We start from the raw sequence: 20,650 nt of genomic DNA, 5'->3' as shown, positions 1-20,650 counted from the left end.
ACATTACCGGCGCTTCGAAAAGACTATGCACGCGATGCGTCGCACCGGCCGCTATCAACCTCGAACTTGAAGCTCTGAACCGCTCCCGGCGTGACGTAGCCGATAGGGCAGCTTACTGGCGGCCGATCGGGAAAGCCGACCTTGATAGCGCCATCCCCTTCGCAGCGAATTGGGAGCGTGCCGGTGAACTTGCCGTCCATCCGCTTAAGACGGGTAGACTGCCCGCAAAGCGTGAGGTCAGCCGAAGTTGCTCCCACGGCGCGCACCTCAAACGTGTTTGCCGCCCGATCGCATCCCGCCGCCAGCATCGGGACTAAAAGCAGTATCGCCCTCATGACGAACCGATAGCGCACGGCGCCGCCTGCGTCACCGTTTATGGGTTCACGACCTAGTTTCATGAAATGGGGCATGCTGACACTATATGGACAGCGATCTGTAAGCGATGGTCCGTTATATAGCTGGCAACAATGATATCGCTGATTCTAAATTAAAAATGTTGGCGCTATTTCTGGTTCGTGCGATCTTGATTAGGAGTACAAGACAAGCGGAATTCGATGTCCACCTTAAAGGCATCGGGAGAGGTTATGGTCGCAGTTCGCGACACCACACACACGGCCGGTACGGTCGCCTGTCGCCAGCAGGAAATGCTAGCGACGTTCGCTGAGTTTGCGCTCAAGTCGGAAAACGTTGACTTGATCATGCGTGAGGCGTGCCGCTGTGTGTGCGAAGCGGTTAAGGCAGACATGGTCCTCATGTACCGTCTGAGTAACCAAGCTCGCAGGGTTATATTGCGAGCGGGTGTAGGAATAGACGAACTGCACGTTGGCGGGGCAGTAGCCCGGCGGGATGACGGGTCGTTAGAAAGCGCGCTTCTCGACAGCGGTGAGCCCGTCATCGTGCCGAACATCGATATCGAAACCAGGCTCGAAACGAAGAACCTTCTACAACGCTTCGGGCAGCGTGGGTTAGCGTTACTGCCATTACTCGATGGTCCCGGCACTCCGGTGCTCGGTCATCTACATATCAGTACACGAGAGCCGCGCGACTTTTCGTCGGATCTTACGTTCCTTCGTATCTACGCTAGCCTGGTAGCTACAGGCATCATGCGGGTCGAAACCAACGAAGCACGTCAGCGTGAAGCAACGGCTCATCGAGCCGTCGAACGCAACCTTCAGTTGATAGTCGAGAACATACCGCAGTTCATATGGTGCGCGGACGTGAATGCGCGCTGGCGATGGGCAAGCCCGCAGTGGCAACTGATTACCGGTCAGCGGAAACGGTCCAGCCTCGGCTTGGGATGGCGAACGAAGGTGCATCCTGAGGACCTTCCTGCAATCGACAAGGCGTGGTCAGCGGCAGCGATTGAGAGGTTGTTCGAAGTCCATTGTCGGATTTGGCACGACAACGAAGGTGGGTACCGTTGGTACTATGGCCGCGCCCTCCCATATTGGGAGAACGAAACGACCTTCCGGTGGATGGGGACGTTTACCGACATACATGAGCAACGTCGCCTCGAAGTGTCGCAGCAACTGCTCGTTGCCGAACTCCAACATCGCACACGCAACCTGCTGACGATCGTTGAGGGCATTGCGCTTCAAACCGCTGCCACTGCCCAGCAATGGTCTGAGTTTGCGCCGGCTTTCCACGGCAGGCTGCAGGCTATTGCGAGAGTGCAGACCCTACTTACGGATGCTGACACCAAGCCGGTAACTATGAACGATCTCGTATCGATGGAGATCGACAGCATCGGCAATGCCGTGAGTACCGTTAGGTTGAGCGTAGGCGGACCGAACGTCAACCTGTCGCGTACCATAGTTCAGATGCTTGCGCTTTTGCTTCATGAGCTTCTCACGAACTCGCTAAAGTACGGTGTGCTACGTGCTGGCACCGGAAGCATCGCTATTAGTTGGGACATTGATAGCTCATCTAGCAGTCTCACCCTGAAATGGCACGAAGTGGGCTTCTCATCCACGCAGCCCACTGCCGCGTCCCTAACGGGTTTTGGACGGGAGCTGATTGAGCGGGCACTTCCCCGGCAACTTGGTGGCTCAAGCACTTATGAACTTCGCGAGGACAACGTATCTTGTTGCGTTGTTGTGCCCTTTCGTCCGAACGGAGTTGCAGCTTGAACGGAATTCTGCCAGAAAGTTCCCTAAATGGGCGCCGCGTATTAATAGTTGAAGACGAGTACTTCATTGCGGTGCTTCTCGAGCGTTCACTACAGGACCAAGGCGCAAAGCTAGTCACATCTTTAGGCAGACTATCGGATGCGTTGGAGTTTGCACGGAGTGACGGTTTTGCTGCCGACGTCGCCCTCGTCGATATCAATCTAGACGGGGAAATGAGCTTTTCGCTTATTGATCAGCTGATATCACGATCGGTGCCAGTGATTTTGCTCAGTGGGTACGACAAACATTTACTACCAGAAAGATTTTCTGGCTTACCCCAACTTCAAAAGCCAGCTTCCATGCCGCAGGTGATTGCCGCCGTAAGGGATGCGGTGTCGATTAGTTCGAACCGGGACGAGTAACATCAAGCGATGTTTCTGATACCGTAACGCTGCGTCGATGAAGCGCCGTGACCCGCTTAACCTGCGCGATGCTGCAACCAGCCAGTTCCGCCGTGCGGGCAATGCTCATGCCGGCTTCGCGCAGTGCGACGATGCGGCGGTGGTGCGCCAGATCCGGCTTGCGCCCGGTATAACGCCCCGTCCGCTTGGCGATCTCGATCCCCTCGCGCTGGCGTTCGCGCCTTGTTTCGTAATCGTCGCGGGCGGTTTGCAGCGCGACGCGCAGCAGCATGTCCTTCACCGCCTCCAGCACGATACGCGATACCCCCGAACTGTCGGCGACCAAGTCGGAGAGCTCGACAATGCCGGGCACCGCCAAGCGGGCCCCCTTCCCCCTAATCGTTGCAACGAGCAGTTCCGCTTCGGGAAGCGGCAAGCGACTGATCCGGTCGATCTTCTCGGCGATCACGACTTCGCCGGGCTGTAGGTCGTCGACCATGCGCAGCAACTCGGGTCGATCGGGTCGCGCGCCTGATGCCTTCTCTCGGTAAACCGCCGCGACATAAAAGCCGGCGGCCCGGGCGCCGGCAACGATCGCCTCTTGCCGAGCGAGATCCTGTTCGTCGGTACTGACCCGCAGATATACCCGCGCCGCCCGGATCATGCTGCTTTGCTGCTCGCTCATTATTCCTTAGCTCAATAGGGTATACCTTAGTTAGCCACCTGGACGGATAGTGGCTACAAAGACGGACTATCGATCTATGTTGGCCTAGCCAAGCGCGCCGAGGCAATTTGGCTATCAAGGTCAGCCCGGACAGTGAGGATGACACCCGTTTGACGGTTTGGTACTGAGGTGCTGTTTGGTACCGGTCATGAGGACGATACTTATGGAAGCGCAACGGGTTCGGATCGTTGAGGGTGGCAAGCTTGTCATTCCCGCGTCTATGCGCCGCGAACTTAGCATCAGTGCCGGTGATACGGTGATGGTAGATATTACCGATGGCGAACTTAGGGTCCGTTCACTATCAAAAGCACTGGAGCGTGCCCGCCTGATCCTGCGTCGTCACATACCTGAAGGTGTGAACCTGTCGGACGAACTAGTCGAGGACCGGCGTACGGAGGCGGAGCATGAGTAACAGTATCGTCCTTGATGCTTCCGCCCTGCTCTGCCTGCTTAACGACGAACCGGGCGCAGACCGGGTTGCAACTGTCCTCACGCGATCTGTCATCGGCACGGTGAATTTCGGCGAGGTGGTATCGAAATTGCGCGAACGTGGCGTTCCGTTGGATGAGATCCGTGAAGCGTTAGGTGGCCTGCATCTCGATGTGCGTCCACTGACCACGTCGCAGGCAATGACGATCGGTGACTTGCGGCCCGCTACCCGTTCGCTCGGCCTGTCATTCGGTGATCGCGCATGCCTCGCGCTGGCACTCGAACTTGGATCAGAGGCTTATACCACCGACGCCGCCTTAGCCCAGGCAGAGGTTGGCAGCACGGTAACGAACGTCCGGCAATAGGAAGCCAGCCACGCTTCCTTGGCGGTCAAGCCGGTACGTTGTCGTAGGCGACGACCTTGCGCCATAGCGGTGCGCAGGCCGCGACAAATGGCTGATGTGCCGGATGATCCTAATAGGTCTTTTGATCGGCAAGCGTACCGAGCGGCATCCCCTTTTGGCCACGGGCAGTCGCAGTAGCAACGAGCCGAAGGTCAGATGCGTTGATACGTACGACGCTAACGTAAGTGCCAGTGGACGCCCAAGCTGGTCAACGCTTATCGCTTGGCCCTAGGTCCTCGACTCCTCGACGACAATGTGGTCGCCATCTGCACTCGCTCGCGCGTAGGCGCAGATGGCGCTTTTGTCGTTACTCGTCAGCCGCAGTGTTGCGAGGTTTGCGACCAAGACCGATCGTCTTTGCCATAGCCCGCCGGCTTTCGCTGTAGGTGGGAGCAACCATGGGGTAATCCGCCTTCAGGTTATACCGCTCACGGTACTCCTCAGGGGTCAGACCATTACTCGAGAGGTGACGACGCAGCGTGCGGTAAGGCTTTCCGTCGATCATCGATACGATGTAGTCGGGTGAGGAGAGCGACTTTCGAACCGATACGGCGGGCGTGTGCTGCTCAACTTCCTTCTCTGGTTCCACCGGCTGCGCATCGGGTGCCTCGAGTTTGGTCAGCGTCTGGTGCATGGCCTGCAGGAAGGCGGGTACGTCATCGGTCGTCGCGCGAGTGTTCGAATTGCCGAGCCATGCCACCGTTAGTTCCGTGGCTAGTTCGATCGTGTTCGTCATTTCGGTCATTCAAAATACATCCATTTTGGGTACTTAGCAGCAAGGTCATCGCCACCTAACAGCGGTTTGATGCTTCAAACTGTGGCGTTCGCTACCTAAAGGCTAATTCCGCGTTTAGCCATCTCTGACTTGGCAATGTCTTTGATCGGATTGTCCGGTTTTGCATCAAATATATCAGCCAAATCGAGAAGATCGCTATCATCTAGCGCAATGATTGCTGCCTCCATTGCAGCAATGCGGGCTGCAGTGCGCTCGCTATAATCGGCAAGACGCTTCATTCGGGCTTTTAACATACCGCTTCCATATAGGACTATTACCGGATGCCGTCCAGTGCGCTGCGCCGCAGCCCTCAGTCTACCGGCATAGGCGTCACAACGCAGCTCCTACTAGAAACGGAAGAATCTCCCGCCCCTCATTCGATAACACAATGGGCCATTTCGGTATCATTTTCCTACATCACAATGTCCGCAATAGAGTGAAGTAGCTTCTACAAAGCTACTAATGTATACCTAGCAGCGGTACTTTTTAGATCGACGTCGAACCAATACCTATATCGATGATCGACATCATAACGAATGCTTGCCGGTAGCACTTTTCAGCCTACCGAATTTTGTATACATAAACGTCTTACGGTAGGTTTGCAACAAGAATCATTAATACGTCACAATGCAATGAATAGACATCTGATTATTGAAACTTTAGGCTCAATAATAGAAGGTGATTAGCGCGTAGCGTGGCCTTCTGGCAACTGCGACAGGCAGGCGTCGATCATTGCTATGCGACCTACGCAAACGTACGAGGGGTTTATCATGGCCTTCAGAAACAACGATGCCGTAGTAACAAGCGCGATGCTGATAACCGTTGATGCAAATAGGGCTAATGACACATATTTCGCAGACGGCCCGACAGCCTTCGTTTTTCAGAACGGGCCGACAGGCGACGACATATTTCTAAATTTCGATTTTGACGATGTCATTTTGACGGCTAGGTCAATTTTTGATGATGATAACAATGGCTTTATATCAGGTGGGCCAAACAATGTCATCGATATTGATCGAACCAGTCCTGGAAACGCTGGAGAAGACCAGATACAAATAGCGTGGTCAAGTAATAGTCTAAACGAACTTCGAACCTTAGGAAGCAAGCTAGGGCAGTTCGCTTACGCTGATAGTTTGACGCTAAAAAATCTGTGGAGTCAGTTTGGCCAAGAGAATGTGATCGAAGGTACAATTGCGAACAATAGGCTGACCGCTCAAGATGGTGCGAAGGTTATCTTGCATGATAACGCTTTAGGGTTGAATCTGGGTAGTGACACCATATGCGGCTTCGGCGATGACGATCTCCTGATAACAACGCGGCAGCTCTTCGATGGCAATGGCGATGGCGTTATCAGCTTCGGCCGCAATCATGTCCTAGACGCATCCGGAGCGACTGGGCCGAACAGTACCGATCCAAGCAAAGGATTGGGTGGCCAGCTCAAATTCGTAGATGCCGACCTTCAGTCGCTGGACTACCTTGGATCGCAGGAGATAAACGGAATTACGTACTATTACTACGGAACCAATGGCTCGGATTACGTACCGGGAAGCGATTTGGCGTAAGATTTGCGGGGCATCGCTATCGAAATATGGCTAGGCCCCGCAATAAGTTTGAAGGTGCCAAGCGCTTTGTGAGCAAGGCCATCAATTAGCCAAGCTATAATACTCGGTTCCGTAAAGATAATATGCGATACCCTCAATTATTTCACTACGGACTAGTTCGAGAGAAGTTATTTCAGGATCTAAGAACTGAATTTGGCCGCCGGGGCTACGTACAGGATCGCTAGCTTTCGGCCCCATCGATCCAGAAATATCTAAGACACCATTCTTGCTGAATTGGATGACGCCATCGCCATTGCGGTCATAGATTTTACGGGTAAAAACAAGTAAATCATCGTCGCCAAAGTTGTTGATACGATCACCCCCTAGGTTCAGTCCAAGTCCGTTATCAACTAATAGCATCTTGGATCCTGACCCCATGTCTAGCGCGTCGTTGCCAACGTCGCCTTCGATCACTGCCGCGACGCCATAGCGATCGGTCAGGTTGGTTATCGTCCTCGCATCCGCATACACATACGCTCCGCCCTTTTCTCCAAGGTTGCGAAGCGCCGTGACTGAATACTCATCGCCGAAAATCTGGACAATATCACGCTCTACGGTCTCATCCTGAACGTAACCAAAGTTTACGCGGATGTAGCTAGCGTCATTCAGTTCAATGAAGCCATCGGAGTTGCCATCGAGAATCGGTCTGCTCGTAATGAGCGTATCGTCACTACCAAATCCGGTAATTCGTTGGCGATACACGTCATAATCAGCAACAGTAAAGGCACTGGCATCTATCCCCGCATACGATATTCCGGGGAAACCCTCTCCGCCTATAATAGAGTCGGACGCACTCGTGATTAGACGGCTGTTGTCTCTGAACGCCATAATCGTGCTCCTCCAGCTCGTATAATCGATGTCACTACCGACTCACGATATGGAGCATAGGATACCCTACCATGGTGCAACCCCAAAGCCTTCAATAATCAAGCGGTAGCTTGACCTGAGCCCGTCGAATTGGTCCATTCTTTGTGGCAAATTCCCGGTTAGGTTTGGCAGGTGCCGGACGAGGGAATCCGTCGATGAAGAAGTCGAGGTTCAGCGAGCAGCAGATAGCGTTCATCCTCAAGCAGGCCGAGGATGGGACGACCGTGGACGAGGTTTGCCGGAAGGCCGGCATCTCGATCCAAACCTATTATCGATGGCGCAGCAAATACGGAGGTCTGATGCCGTCGGAAATGAAGCGCCTGAAGGTGCTGGAGGAGGAGAACGTTCGGCTGAAGCGCCTGGTGGCGAACCTAAGCCTGGACAAGGAGATGCTCCAGGACGTCATCCGCCGAAAAATGTAGGGCCTGGTCGAGCCCGGGAGATCGTCGGCTATTTGCAGGCGAACTACCAGGTCAGCGAACGGCGAGCTTGCGGTGCGTTTCCGATCAATCGATCGACTCAGCGCTATCAGTCCCGCCGCCTCGATCAGGCCGGCCTCAAGATGCGGATCAAGGAGTTGGCTGCGACCCGTGTTCGCTACGGGTATCGCCGCATCCATGTGCTGCTGCGGCGTGAGGGTTGGGAAATCAACCACAAGCGTACGCACCGCCTGTATCGCGAACTCGGGCTGCAACTGCGCAACAAGACGCCCAAGCGCAAGGTGAAGGCGAAACTGCGCGATGACCGGACGCCAGCGACGGCGCCCAACGAATGCTGGTCGATTGATTTCCTGTCAGACCAGCTCTTTGACGGGCGCAAGATCCGCGTGCTGTCGATCGTCGACAACTTCACGCGTGTCTCGCCTGCGCTCGACGTGCGGACGAGCTACCGAGGCTCTGACGTGGTCGAGACGCTCGACCGCATTGCCAAGGCACACGGTCGTCCCAAGCGCATTCGCCTGGATAACGGCCCGGAATTCATCTCGAAGGATCTGGACCTATGGGCCTATCAGCATGATGTGGTGCTGGATTTCAGCAGGCCTGGAAAGCCTACCGACAATGCGTTTGCGGAGGCGTTCAACGGCCGGGTGCGGGCCGAATGCCTCAACGCATACTGGTTCTTGAGCTTGGACGACGCACGGGTAAAATGTGAGGCGTGGCGGCGCGATTACAACGAGCACCGTCCGCATAGCTCCCTCGGCAACCAGACCCCGATGGAGCGCGCTTTTTCGTCAGAGCAGGCATGCCTGCCCTGACGAAAACAGAGCCGGTTTTCTCATAAAGACCGGACCAAAGACGGGGTGAGGCTCATCCTTGGCCCAGACTGTCATAGGCGATGGACCACTCAGAAGGGGGCAGCTTAACTGATCTCAAAAATGGGATTGTACCTTTAATGTGAAGTCACAAAAATTGCCGGGTACCCATAATGCGCGTAATAACGGTTTGGCCAAACTCTAGTACGATTGTAGCCATACGCCATAAGTACTCTTCATTTTATTGACACCGCAGCTTGCGAAATCTAGTTACTCAGTCATTATTTTATAAAAATCGAGACGGAAGTGGGGATTCCAACTAGCAAACCTGTTGCTCGACTGTCGAAGTATGAATAGGGCGGCAACTTGAGACGGCGTAAGTAATTTGCATTTATGGTACCCATAGGGACGTTCGTTTGATGCCACGCGCATAGATTAACGCATTAGAATTACTTGACACGTATTGCAAATGGGCAGAAAGCTGCCCCTTCTTGCGCGGAGGAGGGGGAATGTGACCGCGTTCGATAAAATCGAAACGAAGGTCAAGGTAAACGCCTATCGACAGCAGGAGATGCTGGCGGCGTTTGCTGAATTTGCGCTGCAATCGGAAAACATCGACCAAATCATGCACGAGGCGTGCCGCTGCGTGTGTGAAGCTGTGCAGGCTGACATGGTCTTGATGTATCGCTTGACCGATGATGCCCGTGCCGTCGTTTTGCGCGCAGGGGTCGGCATTGATGATGCCTATCTCGGTAGGCGGATCGAGCGTCAGAATGACGGATCTCTTGAAAGCGCCCTCCTTCGCGGAGGGGATCCGGTTATCGTCCCAGACGTCAACGTTGCAGTGAATCTTGAAACAAGGCGCCTCCTCAATCGCTTTGGCCAAAGGGGTTTGGCGCTACTCCCATTGCTGGACGGTCCAGGTACCCCGACGTTGGGGCATTTTCACATCAGCACGCAAAATCCGCGTGATTTCGAACAAGAGATACCATTCTTACGAATTTATGCCGGGCTTGTAGCAACCAGCATTATGCGGATCGAAGCTGGGAAGGTTAGTCAGCGTGAAGCGGAGGCGCGTCGTATAACCGAACGCTATCTGCGCTTGATCATCGACAATATTCCCCAGTTCGTATGGTGCGCCGATGCCACATCAAAATGGCGATGGTCGAGTCCGCAATGGCATCAGATCACCGGCCAAGACGATAGCGCGAGTTCCGGTGATGGGTGGCGCCAACGAATTCATTCCGAGGATTTGCCTGCGATTGACGAAGCGTGGAGAAGTGCAGCGCAAGCTGGAATGTTCCAGGTCAATTGCCGCATCTGGCATGATGATATCAGCGGATATCGTTGGTATTACGGTCGCGCCTTACCCAACTTGGACGATGATGCGACCTTGAGTTGGATGGGTACGTTTACTGACATTCACGATCAGCGGCGCCTGGAGGTGTCGCAGGAAATACTCGTCGCGGAACTACAGCATCGGACGCGCAACCTCTTGACAATCGTCGAAGGCATCGCACTGCAAACCGCTGCCGCCACCCATTCATGGGAAGAATTTGAGCCGGCCTTCCACGGACGGTTGCAGGCACTGGCAAGGGTCCAGACGCTGCTTACTGAAGCCGATATCAAACCAGTAACGATGCACAATCTGGTTTCGATCGAAATTGACAGCGTTGGCGACATAGCAGGAGGCACTAAGGTGCGGACCGCTGGCCCCGATGTCGATCTATCGCGACCGTTGGTTCAGATGCTGGCTCTCATGCTTCATGAGCTCCTGACCAACTCGGTTAAATATGGCGCCCTTTATTCAAAAGCTGGTGAAATCTCGATCTGTTGGGAGATACAAGGGGCGCCGCCCTTCCTCACACTAGATTGGCAGGAAACGGGATTGACCCTACGTAAACCCGCATCTGTGCCGCGCAAGGGCTTCGGACGCGAGCTAATCGAACGCGCGATACCGCATCAACTTGGCGGCTCCAGCTACTATAACCTCGAAGATGGCAAGCTGGATTGTTGTGTCGTCATACCATTGCAACACAAAGATGCATTACCATGACCACCAGTGCGGAGGGTGGACCGCTCGAGGGCTGCAATATCCTGCTGGTAGAGGACGAATATTTCGTTGCAATACGCCTTGAGCGAGCGCTAGTCGATCACGGTGCAAATATCATCGCATCATTGTCTCAGCTAGATGCGGCGTATGAATTCATTTTTCAGAATGAAGCTCGGGCTGATGTAGCTATTTTGGATATAAATCTGAGCGGTAAGCTCAGTTTTCCACTAGCTGACGATCTTGCCATTCATGGCGTCCCAGTAATCTTCTTGAGTGGATATGACGATAACTTCGTTCCGGCCGGGTATCGGTCGCGGCCCAGATTGCAGAAGCCGGTTGCCGTGTTGCAGGTCGTTCTGACAATACAGAATTTGCTAGGACTCCCCGCATAATCCGAGCTGTTATGCCTGACCGGAGATAAAGCAGCTCCGCGCGATGTTCAGTACCATTCGTGATGGCACGATAAGCGCGCTTCGCTTTCTTCAACGATGTTATAAGTAAAAGTTTCTTGGCTGCTCGCTTCGGCGTCGCGGAAGTTTGCGTCCTTTGTGGAGGGCGCATCCGCTGCCTCATCAAAACCTGAATGAGGCAGCGGAAAAGTAGCTTTAGGAGGAGCGTCAGAAGTCGAAGCGGACAGTCGCCGAGACGGTGCGGCCGTTAAGCGGACGCGCACGCAGGATGCCGCTGGCAGGGATCGCCGCTTCGTCGAAGGTGGTGATCGCCAGCGTGTCAAACAGGTTGCTGGCGTTGACACCCAGCATCAATCGCTCAGTCAGGCGAATTTGCGCGAACGTGTTGGTCGTCACGAAGCCGGGCGTCTTCAAGACATTGGTATCCTGCGAGTAGCTGCCAGTGGTGCCGATGAACACCGCACCGAGGCTAAAGCGGTCAGTGGTGATCTGTGGCGTCGCCTGGAAGATAAGCTTGGCCTGGTGGCGCGGCGTATTGCCGACTACTGCCGGATTAACCGCGTCGCGCGTTATCTCGGCATCGGTGTAGGTCGCACCAGCGGTCAGCGCAAACAGGCCACGCCGTACGCCGCCCTCGAACTCCAGACCGGTCGCGCGATAGTCACGCTGGATGATCTGGCTGTTAACGACATCGACGTTCGTGTCCTGGGCCTCTGCCCAGAAGCCGGTAAGGTTCAGCGTCAGCCCATTTTCGCGATACTTCACTCCCAGCTCAGCCTGCTTGACCGGGTCGTAGGCGGCGCTGCGGTTTGCAAGGCTGCCGTCGGCGATGTTGACGATCGGGCTAAACAGGATGCGATCCGCGTTCGCGCGCGCGCCGCGACTATAGCGCGCGAACACCGCCAGCGGTTCAGCGATGCGAAAGTTTATACCGCTCGAATAAGAAAGGTAGCGATAGTTGTAGTCGACGGGTGCGGGCGAAGTCAGCGGGGTCACGCCGACGCGGGTTTCGGGCACGGAGATCACCCCGTCGCCGTCTATGTCGCGGGCGACAGTGCCAACGCGCCCGCCGCCGAGATCCGATCCGAACACGCGCCCTTCGGCGGTGCCGAAGTCGTAGCGGATGCTGGCGCCTATCGCGATCCTTCCAATGTGGTAATTGGCGGAGGCGAACGGCGCGTTGACCGCATAGTCGAGATCAACGCTGCGACGGCGTGTGCCGCCGGCCAGAGCCAGATTATAAGCATAGACGCCGTTCTGCGTCAGCACACGACCGCTGGCGGCCGTCACGTCGATCAACGCCGCGCGGCCGTCGCCACGCACGTCTGAGATCATCGTCGACCACAAAGCGTCGCGGGCGATCGTCTGTCGCGCGGCGTAGAAGCCGGCGGTGGTGGTCAAATCACCGTCGCCGACCTGCCACACGCGACTGGCGCGAATGTCGTTAGTGACGTTGCGGTAGGATCGGATGCGCAGGTTGAGGATATTAAGCGCCGCAAGCAGCCCGTTGCCGTTCAGCGTCGCCGGATCAGTGATCCCTTCGCCCGCCAGCGGACCGTTGGCGTAGGACAGCCGAGCACCTACACCGCCGAGCAGCGCTGCGGCCTGCGTTGCGGGCAGGAAGGTGGATGTGAACGGTGTTACAAACCCGCCGGAGACGTTGGAGAAGCGGAACCGTTCGGTCACCACCCAGCCCGCGAGGTCTAGCTGGCTTTCGAGACCTACCGACTTTACCTTGGTCGTGAACCCTTCGGCGATGTCGTGGACGACGGGGTTGTTGCTGCCGTCAAGGACCAGGTTGGTGCGGATGTAACGTGACAGCAACATGTCGCGCGTAGCGTCGAAACTGGCGATCTCCTGCACCTTTGGCGACGTGTTGGAGCCGGTCGCGCGCACCGGCACGGTGTCGTAGAAAGGTGAGCGATCGTCGAGATACTTGCCGTACAGGCGGATATAGCCGCCAGTGAAGGTCTTGGTGACGTTCAGCTTCACCTGCCCGCCGCGCTGCGCGTCATAGCCAGTGCGGCGCGGTCCTTCGCCTTGACGGAAGAAGCCGCCAAGATGGAAGCGCGCGATGTCATCCAGCTTACCGCCCACATCAAAATCAGCGCGATACTGGTCATAGTCCAGACCGCCGGTCAGCGCGATCGCGCCGCCTTCAACCTCGCCGGTCTTGGAAATGAAATTGACAAGTCCGCCAGGCGAGTTCGACGCAAAGGTCGACGCCGAGCCGCCGCGGATCACCTCTACCTGCGACAGGTTCAGATCGGCGCGGATCAGGCTGTCGGGACCGAGCCCCTGAATGTCGCCGAATTCAAGCACCGGCAGGCCATCTTCCTGCAACTGGACGAACTTGATGCCCGACGAGGCCAGCGGAAGCCCACGGATCGACACGCTGGCCAGTCCTTCACCGGTGGCCGCTTCAGAACGGATGCCGGGAACGTCGCGCAGCAGGTCGCCGATCGAGCGCGGCGCCAGCTTGGTAATGTCGCTTTCCTTCAGGCTGCTCGTCGACGTCGCGCTGTCCAATCGGTCGCGTCCCTTCGCCACACCGGTGGTGATGGTGTCGGAAGCAGCCGCGTCCGACGACGAGGCTTGTGCAGCGACCGTAGTGACCGGCGGCGTCGAGATGGCAGCCGACGACGTCAAAGCAGCGGCGATAAAAAGCGGACTCAACGTGAACCTCGAACCTGTGGGACTTGATGGTTCAGGCTGGTTAGCTTCGAAGCTTTAATGCTTTGCTTCCTTGGCTGCCTCGGCAATGGGAACGGTTTCATAACGGTTGCTTAACCCGTCCGAGCTATCGACAGGGGGTTTGGATAAGGGGGGCGGTGGTGAGCGATAGCGAGCAGGTTGAAGGAGCACGGTTGCGTTCCCTCTACAGTCTCGACATTCTCGATACGGTCGAAGAGGCGGAGTTCGACCATATCACAAGCCTTGCGGCTCGCCTGACCGGCGCTCCGATCGCGGCAGTCAGCTTTATCGATGCCAAGCGTCAGTGGGTCAAATCCAGGGTCGGTATCAACGCCTGTGAGGTTGATCGCGACGTCGCGTTTTGTGCGCAGACGATCCTTGGCGACGGCATGCTTGAGATTTGCGATGCTGCTCTTGACCCGTGTTTTGCACAAAACCCGCTTGTTACAGGTCCACCCTACATCCGCTATTATGCCGGATCCCCGCTCATCACCCGAAGCGGCCACCGCATCGGCTCGCTGTGCATTGTCGACACCGTCACCAGATTACCAATGAGCGCCGACACCACTATATTGCTCGCTGGCTTGGCAAAGATCGTCGTTGATTATCTTGAATTGCGTAGGTCTCGTGCCGCTGAGCGCGTTGCAACCTTGATTGCAGAAACCACGTCTGACGCGATCATTTGTGCCGACACGCGTAATCGGATAACCTACTGGAATACAGCTGCTGCAAAGATGCTAGGCTGGTCAGCAGAAGAAGCACTTGGGCAGACCTTGGATCTGATCGTTCCGGAACGCCTTCGTTCCGGTCATTCGGGTGGCTTGGCAAGGGTAGCAGCCGGAGGGATGCCCCGTCTGTTCGGTAAGATTGTCGAGCTTCCTGCTTGCCGACGTGATGGGCAAGAGATCCCAATAGAGCTTTCGCTTGGTAACTGGTCAGATAACGACAGAGGATTGCCGGCAGGCTTTGCCGCAATCGTCCGTGACGTTTCGGATCGCAAGGGACTCGAAGCAGACCGTCTTCGAACACAGGAGCTGCTTGACACAGTCATAGAAGCCATGCCGGTCATGCTTTTCGTTAAAGACGCACAAGACGGACGCTACACGATCGTCAATCGGGCGTTCGAGACCATTACGGACCTTGCTCGTAATACCGTCCTTGGCCGGACCGATGCCGAATTGTTTTCTCCTGCTGACGCAGCTGTCTTCATGGAAAACGACCGGAAGGCGCTTGCCAACCAGCATACCAGCTTGTCGGAAGAAACGTTGACCAAACCAGACGGTTCGACCCGTGTAGTTCGCACGCAGAAGCTTGGGATCGATCCAGACGAAAATAATATGCCGCGTTACGTGCTGGGTATTTCGGAGGACATTACCGATAGGCGCGCTGCTCAGGACCGGCTTAGCCACCTCGCATGTCATGACGTGCTTACTGGTCTGGCAAACCGAATGAAATTCACCGATCGGTTGGCCTCGATGTTGGATACATCATCTGAGATGATTAGTGGCGCGTTGCTCTGCATCGATCTCGACCGTTTCAAGATAATCAACGATCTTTATGGTCATGGCTTTGGTGATGAGGTGCTGAAGGAACTTGCCTGCCGCTTGCAGGCGGTCTGCGGTGATAATGTCCTCGTTGCACGGTTGGGCGGCGACGAGTTTGCGGTTCTGTGTGAATCCGACCCCGATGGAGCCCAGGCAATGCTCTTGGCCAGACGTATTGTCGATGCGGTCAAGGAGCCGGTTGCTTTGTCAGGGCGCGTAGCGCATCTCGACGCGTCGCTGGGCATAGCAGTATTCCCGGCCGACGGCAGCGATCCGTCAGAGTTACTACGCAACGCTGACATGGCACTCTACCGTTCCAAAGCCGAAGGACCGGGCACGATCTCGTTCTTCGACGTATCGATGGATCAAGTGGTGCATCAGCGACGGATGATAGAGTGTGAATTGCGAACGGCTATTGCAGCCGGCGCCATTGTACCTGTTTACCAACCTGTCATGTGTCTCGAGCGCAACCGGATCGTCGGCTTCGAGGTGCTGGCCCGTTGGCACCACCTGACCCTTGGTGACGTATCGCCAGCCCTGTTCATATCAGTTGCGGAAGAGAGTGGCCTGATTGTTGAGCTTGGGCGACAGATTTTGACGATGGCGGTGACCGAAGCACAGCGATGGTCGGCTCCGCTCAAGATCGCGGTAAACCTTTCGCCGGTACAGCTACTGAGCGGCGATTTTGTCGGGAATGTCATTTCGGTTCTCGCAACCGCAGGCCTGGACCCGACACGTCTCGAATTCGAAGTAACTGAGGGGCTTTTAATTCGCGATACGACCCGCGCCATTGATATCCTGCAACGCCTGAAGGTGATTGGCTGTAAGATTTCGATGGACGACTTCGGCACTGGATATTCATCGCTAAGCTATTTTCGACTTTTCCCGTTCGACAAAGTAAAGATCGATCAGTCATTCATTCGGGACATGGCCGACGACCAGCAGGCACGAGCGATTGTCCAAGCCGTAATCGGACTTGGTCGCGGCCTTGGCCTGTCAGTCGTTGCGGAGGGTGTCGAAACTGATGGTCAGATTGCCATACTTCGAGGAGAAGGCTGCGCTCAAGTCCAAGGATATTACGTAGGTAAGCCCGCTGGAATCGAGGCGTTCGATTATATTGTGCGACCCCGGCCTGCCAGCGACGAGTTGGCAGAAGGTCATGTTGCGGTAGCAGCGTAGATGAAAGATATGGCCGTCTGGCTTTACACCGCTACGAGCGGTTTGCATGCGCTTACCAGCGACGAGGACGGCGCCAACCTCCCGGATGAACTTGGTCCGTGGGCGCTGGATCGGGCTGTAAGGCTTCAGACGAGCATGGTCGATGAGCAAGAGGCGATCACCCTGATCGCCCAGCATGGCTATTGCTGCTTCAAATGAGGCAGTCTGACAGCCGCAGTATGCTCGTTAGAACCGGCCCTTTTCCCAACCAAGAACCACGGCCGTAAGTCAGTAAGGGCAGCACTGACGAAATTGCTAAACGGTGTCGCGTCCCTGATCGGTACTGCTCAGCTGACGTTGCAGCATCGCCTTGGGCCGCATGCCGAGGTATGTGCGTACTGCACTGGGGCCGGTTGCGGCCACCTTCCTCATCGACAGGGTTCTTATGCGAATTGAACTGATCCCCGTGGGTACGAGTCCTCCCGACGACCTTAACGTCGTCATCGAAGTGCCAGTTGGCGGCGAACCCGTGAAGTATGAGTTCGACAAGGCGTCGGGCGCGTTGTTCGTTGACCGGATCCTGCACACGCCGATGCGTTACCCCGCGAACTACGGCTTCGTGCCGCACACCCTTTCGCCTGACGGCGACCCGCTTGACGCGCTGGTCGTGGCTCGCTCGCCCTTCATTCCAGGCTGCGTCGTACGCGCGCGCCCGATCGCTGTTCTGAACCTTGAGGACGAGGCTGGCGGGGATGAGAAGCTGGTCTGCGTACCGGTCAACTCAACCTTCCCCTACTACTCCAATGTTGGCGAGAAGGATGATTTGCCTGAGATCGTGTTTGAACAGATCGAGCATTTCTTCACCCACTACAAGGACTTGGAAAAGAAGAAGTGGGTGCGGGTCGGCACTTGGGGCGGTCGCGACGAAGCGCGCCGCATTACCATGGAAGCGATCGACCGCTATAACGACGCCAAGAAGGCTGGCGAAGAGGCGCCAGGAATGGACAAGGTCGAGCGCGAGCGCAAAACAGGCCCGTTCTAACCGTCCGCGCTGCCGGGCTCGCGAGAGTTCGGCAACCTGCTTCACGTGGTTTTCTTTTCTTTACCGGCCACCCAAGCTATCGATGGCCATGGAATTTTACGGCTCGATACTGGACAACCTCGCCAACGCGTTTGCAAGCGCTCGCCGGCTGCGTGGTCACCCGGTGTATAAGGATACGCTGATCTACTGGGATGACTTGGTGCAGGAGGCTAGGCGCTTGCGACAGAATCCTTCATGCGCGCAGCCCGTTGCGGTTGACGAAGACTATACCGCTCCAGCACCCGCTGGCCATCTACCCAAGGCTTGCCAAAAATTCGAGTTCAAACACCTCTGCGTCCGTAAATATTGATTCAATTCACGAAGCCGATGGCAAAAATGGGCAAAATTCGCTCTTCCCATTCCATGATATCGAGTAGCCGACGTTGTAGAGCGAGCACTGCGGAGCGATACCCGGATGGATCGGACGTAATCAACGGTGGTGTCCACTGGCGGATATGGGTGCTATAGTCTTCCCGAAGTTTAAGAATTATGGTGTCGCGTTCGCGTAAAAGGGCGGACTGGCCGGCATTCGCAAGTTTGTGCAGATCGTTATGTTCGTTCAGCAGATGGGTACTGAACGTTTGGGAAAACAGCATCCGCTCGCGAAGCAGGCTGATGTGATCGACGCCAGTCGAAGCATCCAGCATCGCCAGGAACCGTGCCATGCTTGCCCGCAGCGCATCGTGTTCGCGTTTCCGTTGACTCTGCATCAAACGCATTCCGTTCCAGAAGTCTGCGAGTTGGCAATAAAGGTCGCAAAGTCGGTACGTTTGAGGGGATGGCTGACATAGTAGCCTTGGATCGTGTCGCACCCTTCGGCGACCGAAAAGGCAAACTGCTCGGCGGTCTCGACCCCCTCCACCGTCGTGCCGATGCCCAGACAGGCGCTCATCGTAAGGATAGCTCGGACAATGGCAACACCGTCCGGATCGTCGGGTATCTGGCGTACGAACGACTGGTCGATTTTAAGCTTGTCGAACGGAAACTTGCGCAGATAGCTTAGCGAAGAGTAGCCGGTACCAAAGTCGTCCATCGCAATGCGGACTCCCATCGCCCGCAAAGCGGACAGCGTCTCCAGCGTTCGCTTCTCATCGTCGAGCAGGATGCCTTCAGTGATTTCCAGCTCCAGACGATGCGGTGCCAAATTACTCGTTTCGAGCACCTGTTCGACAAGCGTAACCAGCGATCGGTCCTGGAATTGGGCGGGTGACAGGTTCACCGCCACACCAAGCTCGTCCGGCCATGTTGCAGCCTCCATACACGCGGTACGCAGTACCCATTCCCCGAGCTGCAGGATGAGCCCGGTTTCTTCCGCGACCGAAACGAACACCATCGGTGGGATCATCCCGAGTTTTGGATGATGCCACCGGAGCAACGCCTCCGCCGAACAAAAGGCGCCGGTTTTGGCATCGACAAGCGGCTGATAATGAAGCTCGAGTTGCTCGGACACGAGCGCATGGCGAAGCCCTGCCTCAAGCGTCCGTCGTTCGCGCGCCTTCTCATCGAGCAGCGGCTCGTAGCGCCGAAACGTCCCTTTTCCATCCGCCTTGGCGGCATACAAAGCGAGATCGGCGTTATGAAGCAGTTCTGCCGGGCCGGCGCCATCGGTGGGCGCCATGGCAATGCCGATACTGATGCCGATATGGATGGCCTGCCCCTCAAGCATGAATGGGGCATTCTCGAAAGCCGCAATAATTCGTTGCGATAGGCCGACTACTGCGTCTGGATGGTCCGCGGTGAGCTGTAATATAGCAAACTCGTCGCCACCGATCCGTGCAACAATGTCTTCATCACGCAGCAGCGCCTGCAAGCGATCAGCGACAAGCCGCAGTACGATATCGCCAGCAGCATGCCCGAAGGTATCATTGACTGGCTTGAAACGATCCAGATCGAGCATGAGCACGGCAAACGACCGTTCGTTCTCCCGTCGCGACGCGGCATGTACGCCGAGAAGCTCGAGGAAACGGGTACGGTTGGGAAGGTCCGTCAGCGTATCGTTGAAGGCAAGCGTCCGCATCTTGGCTTCGGTTCGTAACCGTTCCCGCTGGTCGCGTACGGCGATGACGGTCTGGACTGTCCGGTCCATGCCGATATTACGTCGCAGGACGCGTACCGGTACCATCTGGCCATCTGCCGCCACCAATTGCGCCTCACGCTCCTCGCGTTCGGGCATGCTGGCGATGTCGAGCCCAGGCAGCAGGGTACTGACGAAGCTTCCTGCCAATCCGCCACTGCGCCGTCCTGACAAGCGTTCCATGCTGTTGTTGGCCGTCACGACCAGATCGTCATGGCAGATCAGCAACCCTTCCAACGCGAGATTGGCAAGTTCACGCATGCGCTCTCGATCCAGACGCACCCGCGCCTTCGACGACAGGTCAAAGCGCCACCCCGTTACAGCCAGTATGAGCAGCGCAAGCGATACCCCTGCCACTACTGGGGTGATTGCTTCTGGCGTTACTGCATCGTCCGGAAGCGACATGGTCGGATCGAAGTGCAGCGTCATTGCCGCCATGCCGCAGAAATGCAGGACCGCGATCGACAACAACAGCAACGGCGCTGCCAGACCGCGCAGGCGTCGGTTCCGGGCGGAAACTGCCAGGAGCGCTCCGCCGGCAATAAGGATACTCGCCACCACGGAGAACGCAACGAGCGTTATGTCCCAATGCACTTCGCCAGGAACCAGATACGCCGACTGCCCAACATAATGGAGAACCGCGATGGTCGCGCCGATGACCATGCCTGCGCAGAATTGTCGCCAGCGCCGGCGTCTGCTGCGCAGGGACAGCGCGATGCCGAGACCGATACCAATGATAGCCGCAGTCAGCGATATGGCGGTCTGGATCGGCGCGAACGCGGCAGGCATGCCAGGGCGGAAGCCGAGCAAGACGATGAAATGGGTGGCCCACGCCGTGCACCCACTGGCGACGATGCTGACCAGCCCCCAGCGCATTTTAAGGCTTCCGGTCGCGCGTGTTGCATGCTGGGCAATGGCGAAGGCTGCATAGGTGCCGGTTGCACAAACCATACCGGCTACGGCGACAAGCCGACCCTCGTGCATATGCCGGATGCAATCCAGCACGGTCATGAAGCCGTGGAACATCGCATCGGTTTAGGAGCAGCCGGTTAAGAGTCCGCCAATTTTACTCACC

20 protein-coding genes are annotated in these 20,650 nt (G+C 56.3%); 12 read left to right on the top strand and 8 right to left on the bottom strand.

What is annotated here, in order from left to right; all coding sequences use genetic code 11:
* Positions 1-23: 23 nt before the first annotated feature.
* Complete coding sequence (locus MF607_RS15395; RefSeq protein WP_242120347.1) at positions 24-410, bottom strand: hypothetical protein; 387 nt, start codon at positions 408-410, stop codon at positions 24-26.
* Positions 411-584: 174 nt separating this feature from the next.
* On the opposite strand from MF607_RS15395, the gene MF607_RS15390 reads away from it, so the two are divergent.
* Positions 585-2,129 carry an HWE histidine kinase domain-containing protein gene (locus tag MF607_RS15390; RefSeq protein ID WP_242120345.1) on the top strand — a complete coding sequence of 515 codons (1,545 nt, stop codon included), beginning with the start codon at positions 585-587 and terminating at the stop codon, positions 2,127-2,129.
* Positions 2,126-2,530, top strand: coding sequence for a response regulator (locus MF607_RS15385; protein WP_242120343.1), 405 nt, complete (start codon positions 2,126-2,128; stop codon positions 2,528-2,530). The genes MF607_RS15390 and MF607_RS15385 overlap by 4 nt, the downstream gene beginning before the upstream one ends.
* On the opposite strand, the gene MF607_RS15380 is transcribed toward MF607_RS15385, so the two are convergent.
* Positions 2,508-3,194 (bottom strand): recombinase family protein, encoded by a 687-nt coding sequence (locus MF607_RS15380; RefSeq protein WP_242120341.1) that lies wholly within the window; start codon positions 3,192-3,194, stop codon positions 2,508-2,510. The genes MF607_RS15385 and MF607_RS15380 overlap by 23 nt on opposite strands.
* 202 nt (positions 3,195-3,396) lie before the next feature.
* On the opposite strand from MF607_RS15380, the gene MF607_RS15375 reads away from it, so the two are divergent.
* Together MF607_RS15375 and MF607_RS15370 are read left to right on the top strand one after the other, a co-directional pair.
* A complete protein-coding gene (locus tag MF607_RS15375; RefSeq protein ID WP_242120339.1) occupies positions 3,397-3,645 on the top strand; it encodes an AbrB/MazE/SpoVT family DNA-binding domain-containing protein in 249 nt (82 codons plus the stop codon).
* Positions 3,638-4,027 (top strand): type II toxin-antitoxin system VapC family toxin, encoded by a 390-nt coding sequence (locus tag MF607_RS15370; RefSeq protein WP_242120337.1) that lies wholly within the window; start codon positions 3,638-3,640, stop codon positions 4,025-4,027. Before MF607_RS15375 ends, MF607_RS15370 begins: the two co-directional genes overlap by 8 nt.
* A 346-nt stretch (positions 4,028-4,373) precedes the next feature.
* Here the strand turns inward: MF607_RS15370 and MF607_RS15365 are convergent, their stop codons facing one another.
* Both MF607_RS15365 and MF607_RS15360 read right to left on the bottom strand, forming a co-directional pair.
* A complete protein-coding gene (locus MF607_RS15365; RefSeq protein ID WP_242120335.1) occupies positions 4,374-4,811 on the bottom strand; it encodes a Ros/MucR family transcriptional regulator in 438 nt (145 codons plus the stop codon).
* A gap of 86 nt (positions 4,812-4,897) precedes the next feature.
* Positions 4,898-5,080, bottom strand: coding sequence for a hypothetical protein (locus MF607_RS15360; protein ID WP_242120333.1), 183 nt, complete (start codon positions 5,078-5,080; stop codon positions 4,898-4,900).
* 531 nt (positions 5,081-5,611) lie between these two features.
* On the opposite strand from MF607_RS15360, the gene MF607_RS15355 reads away from it, so the two are divergent.
* Positions 5,612-6,403: a hypothetical protein gene (locus MF607_RS15355; protein WP_242120331.1), complete on the top strand. Its 792-nt coding sequence runs from the start codon at positions 5,612-5,614 to the stop codon at positions 6,401-6,403.
* A gap of 81 nt (positions 6,404-6,484) precedes the next feature.
* On the opposite strand, the gene MF607_RS15350 is transcribed toward MF607_RS15355, so the two are convergent.
* On the bottom strand, positions 6,485-7,270 hold the full coding sequence (locus tag MF607_RS15350) for a hypothetical protein (RefSeq protein WP_242120329.1): 786 nt from the start codon (positions 7,268-7,270) through the stop codon (positions 6,485-6,487).
* Between the two features lie 194 nt (positions 7,271-7,464).
* Between MF607_RS15350 and MF607_RS15345 the strand changes: the two genes are divergently transcribed.
* The 3 genes from MF607_RS15345 (at position 7,465) to MF607_RS15335 (ending at position 11,006) form a co-directional block, all read left to right on the top strand.
* A protein-coding gene (locus MF607_RS15345) for an IS3 family transposase (RefSeq protein WP_242120327.1) occupies positions 7,465-8,564 on the top strand; the annotation gives its coding sequence in 2 pieces (ribosomal slippage) (positions 7,465-7,726 and positions 7,726-8,564; 1,101 coding nt in all).
* A gap of 508 nt (positions 8,565-9,072) precedes the next feature.
* A complete protein-coding gene (locus MF607_RS15340; RefSeq protein WP_242120325.1) occupies positions 9,073-10,617 on the top strand; it encodes a sensor histidine kinase in 1,545 nt (514 codons plus the stop codon).
* Entirely contained in the window at positions 10,614-11,006 is a 393-nt protein-coding gene (locus tag MF607_RS15335) for a response regulator (RefSeq protein ID WP_242120323.1), read from the top strand. Before MF607_RS15340 ends, MF607_RS15335 begins: the two co-directional genes overlap by 4 nt.
* Before the next feature lie 225 nt (positions 11,007-11,231).
* On the opposite strand, the gene MF607_RS15330 is transcribed toward MF607_RS15335, so the two are convergent.
* Positions 11,232-13,673: a TonB-dependent receptor domain-containing protein gene (locus MF607_RS15330; RefSeq protein ID WP_242120321.1), complete on the bottom strand. Its 2,442-nt coding sequence runs from the start codon at positions 13,671-13,673 to the stop codon at positions 11,232-11,234.
* Between the two features lie 185 nt (positions 13,674-13,858).
* On the opposite strand from MF607_RS15330, the gene MF607_RS15325 reads away from it, so the two are divergent.
* The 4 genes from MF607_RS15325 (at position 13,859) to MF607_RS15310 (ending at position 17,811) form a co-directional block, all read left to right on the top strand.
* A complete protein-coding gene (locus MF607_RS15325; protein ID WP_242120320.1) occupies positions 13,859-16,441 on the top strand; it encodes a sensor domain-containing phosphodiesterase in 2,583 nt (860 codons plus the stop codon).
* Positions 16,442-16,639, top strand: a complete 198-nt coding sequence (locus MF607_RS15320; RefSeq protein WP_242120318.1) for a hypothetical protein — start codon at positions 16,442-16,444, stop codon at positions 16,637-16,639. It begins immediately after the preceding gene.
* A gap of 226 nt (positions 16,640-16,865) precedes the next feature.
* Complete coding sequence (ppa, locus tag MF607_RS15315) at positions 16,866-17,462, top strand: inorganic diphosphatase (protein WP_242120414.1); 597 nt, start codon at positions 16,866-16,868, stop codon at positions 17,460-17,462.
* Between the two features lie 82 nt (positions 17,463-17,544).
* Positions 17,545-17,811 (top strand): hypothetical protein, encoded by a 267-nt coding sequence (locus tag MF607_RS15310; RefSeq protein WP_242120316.1) that lies wholly within the window; start codon positions 17,545-17,547, stop codon positions 17,809-17,811.
* Position 17,812: 1 nt separating this feature from the next.
* Here MF607_RS15310 and MF607_RS15305 read toward each other — a convergent pair whose 3' ends face one another.
* Both MF607_RS15305 and MF607_RS22750 read right to left on the bottom strand, forming a co-directional pair.
* Positions 17,813-18,211 carry a hypothetical protein gene (locus tag MF607_RS15305; RefSeq protein WP_242120314.1) on the bottom strand — a complete coding sequence of 133 codons (399 nt, stop codon included), beginning with the start codon at positions 18,209-18,211 and terminating at the stop codon, positions 17,813-17,815.
* Complete coding sequence (locus MF607_RS22750; protein WP_277925939.1) at positions 18,211-20,601, bottom strand: bifunctional diguanylate cyclase/phosphodiesterase; 2,391 nt, start codon at positions 20,599-20,601, stop codon at positions 18,211-18,213. Before MF607_RS22750 ends, MF607_RS15305 begins: the two co-directional genes overlap by 1 nt.
* Between the last annotated feature and the right edge of the window lie 49 nt (positions 20,602-20,650).

Source organism: Sphingomonas lacusdianchii, from assembly GCF_022664395.1.
In the GTDB taxonomy this organism is placed as follows: domain Bacteria; phylum Pseudomonadota; class Alphaproteobacteria; order Sphingomonadales; family Sphingomonadaceae; genus Sphingomonas; species Sphingomonas lacusdianchii.
This window is presented reverse-complemented; position numbering and strand designations above follow the sequence as displayed.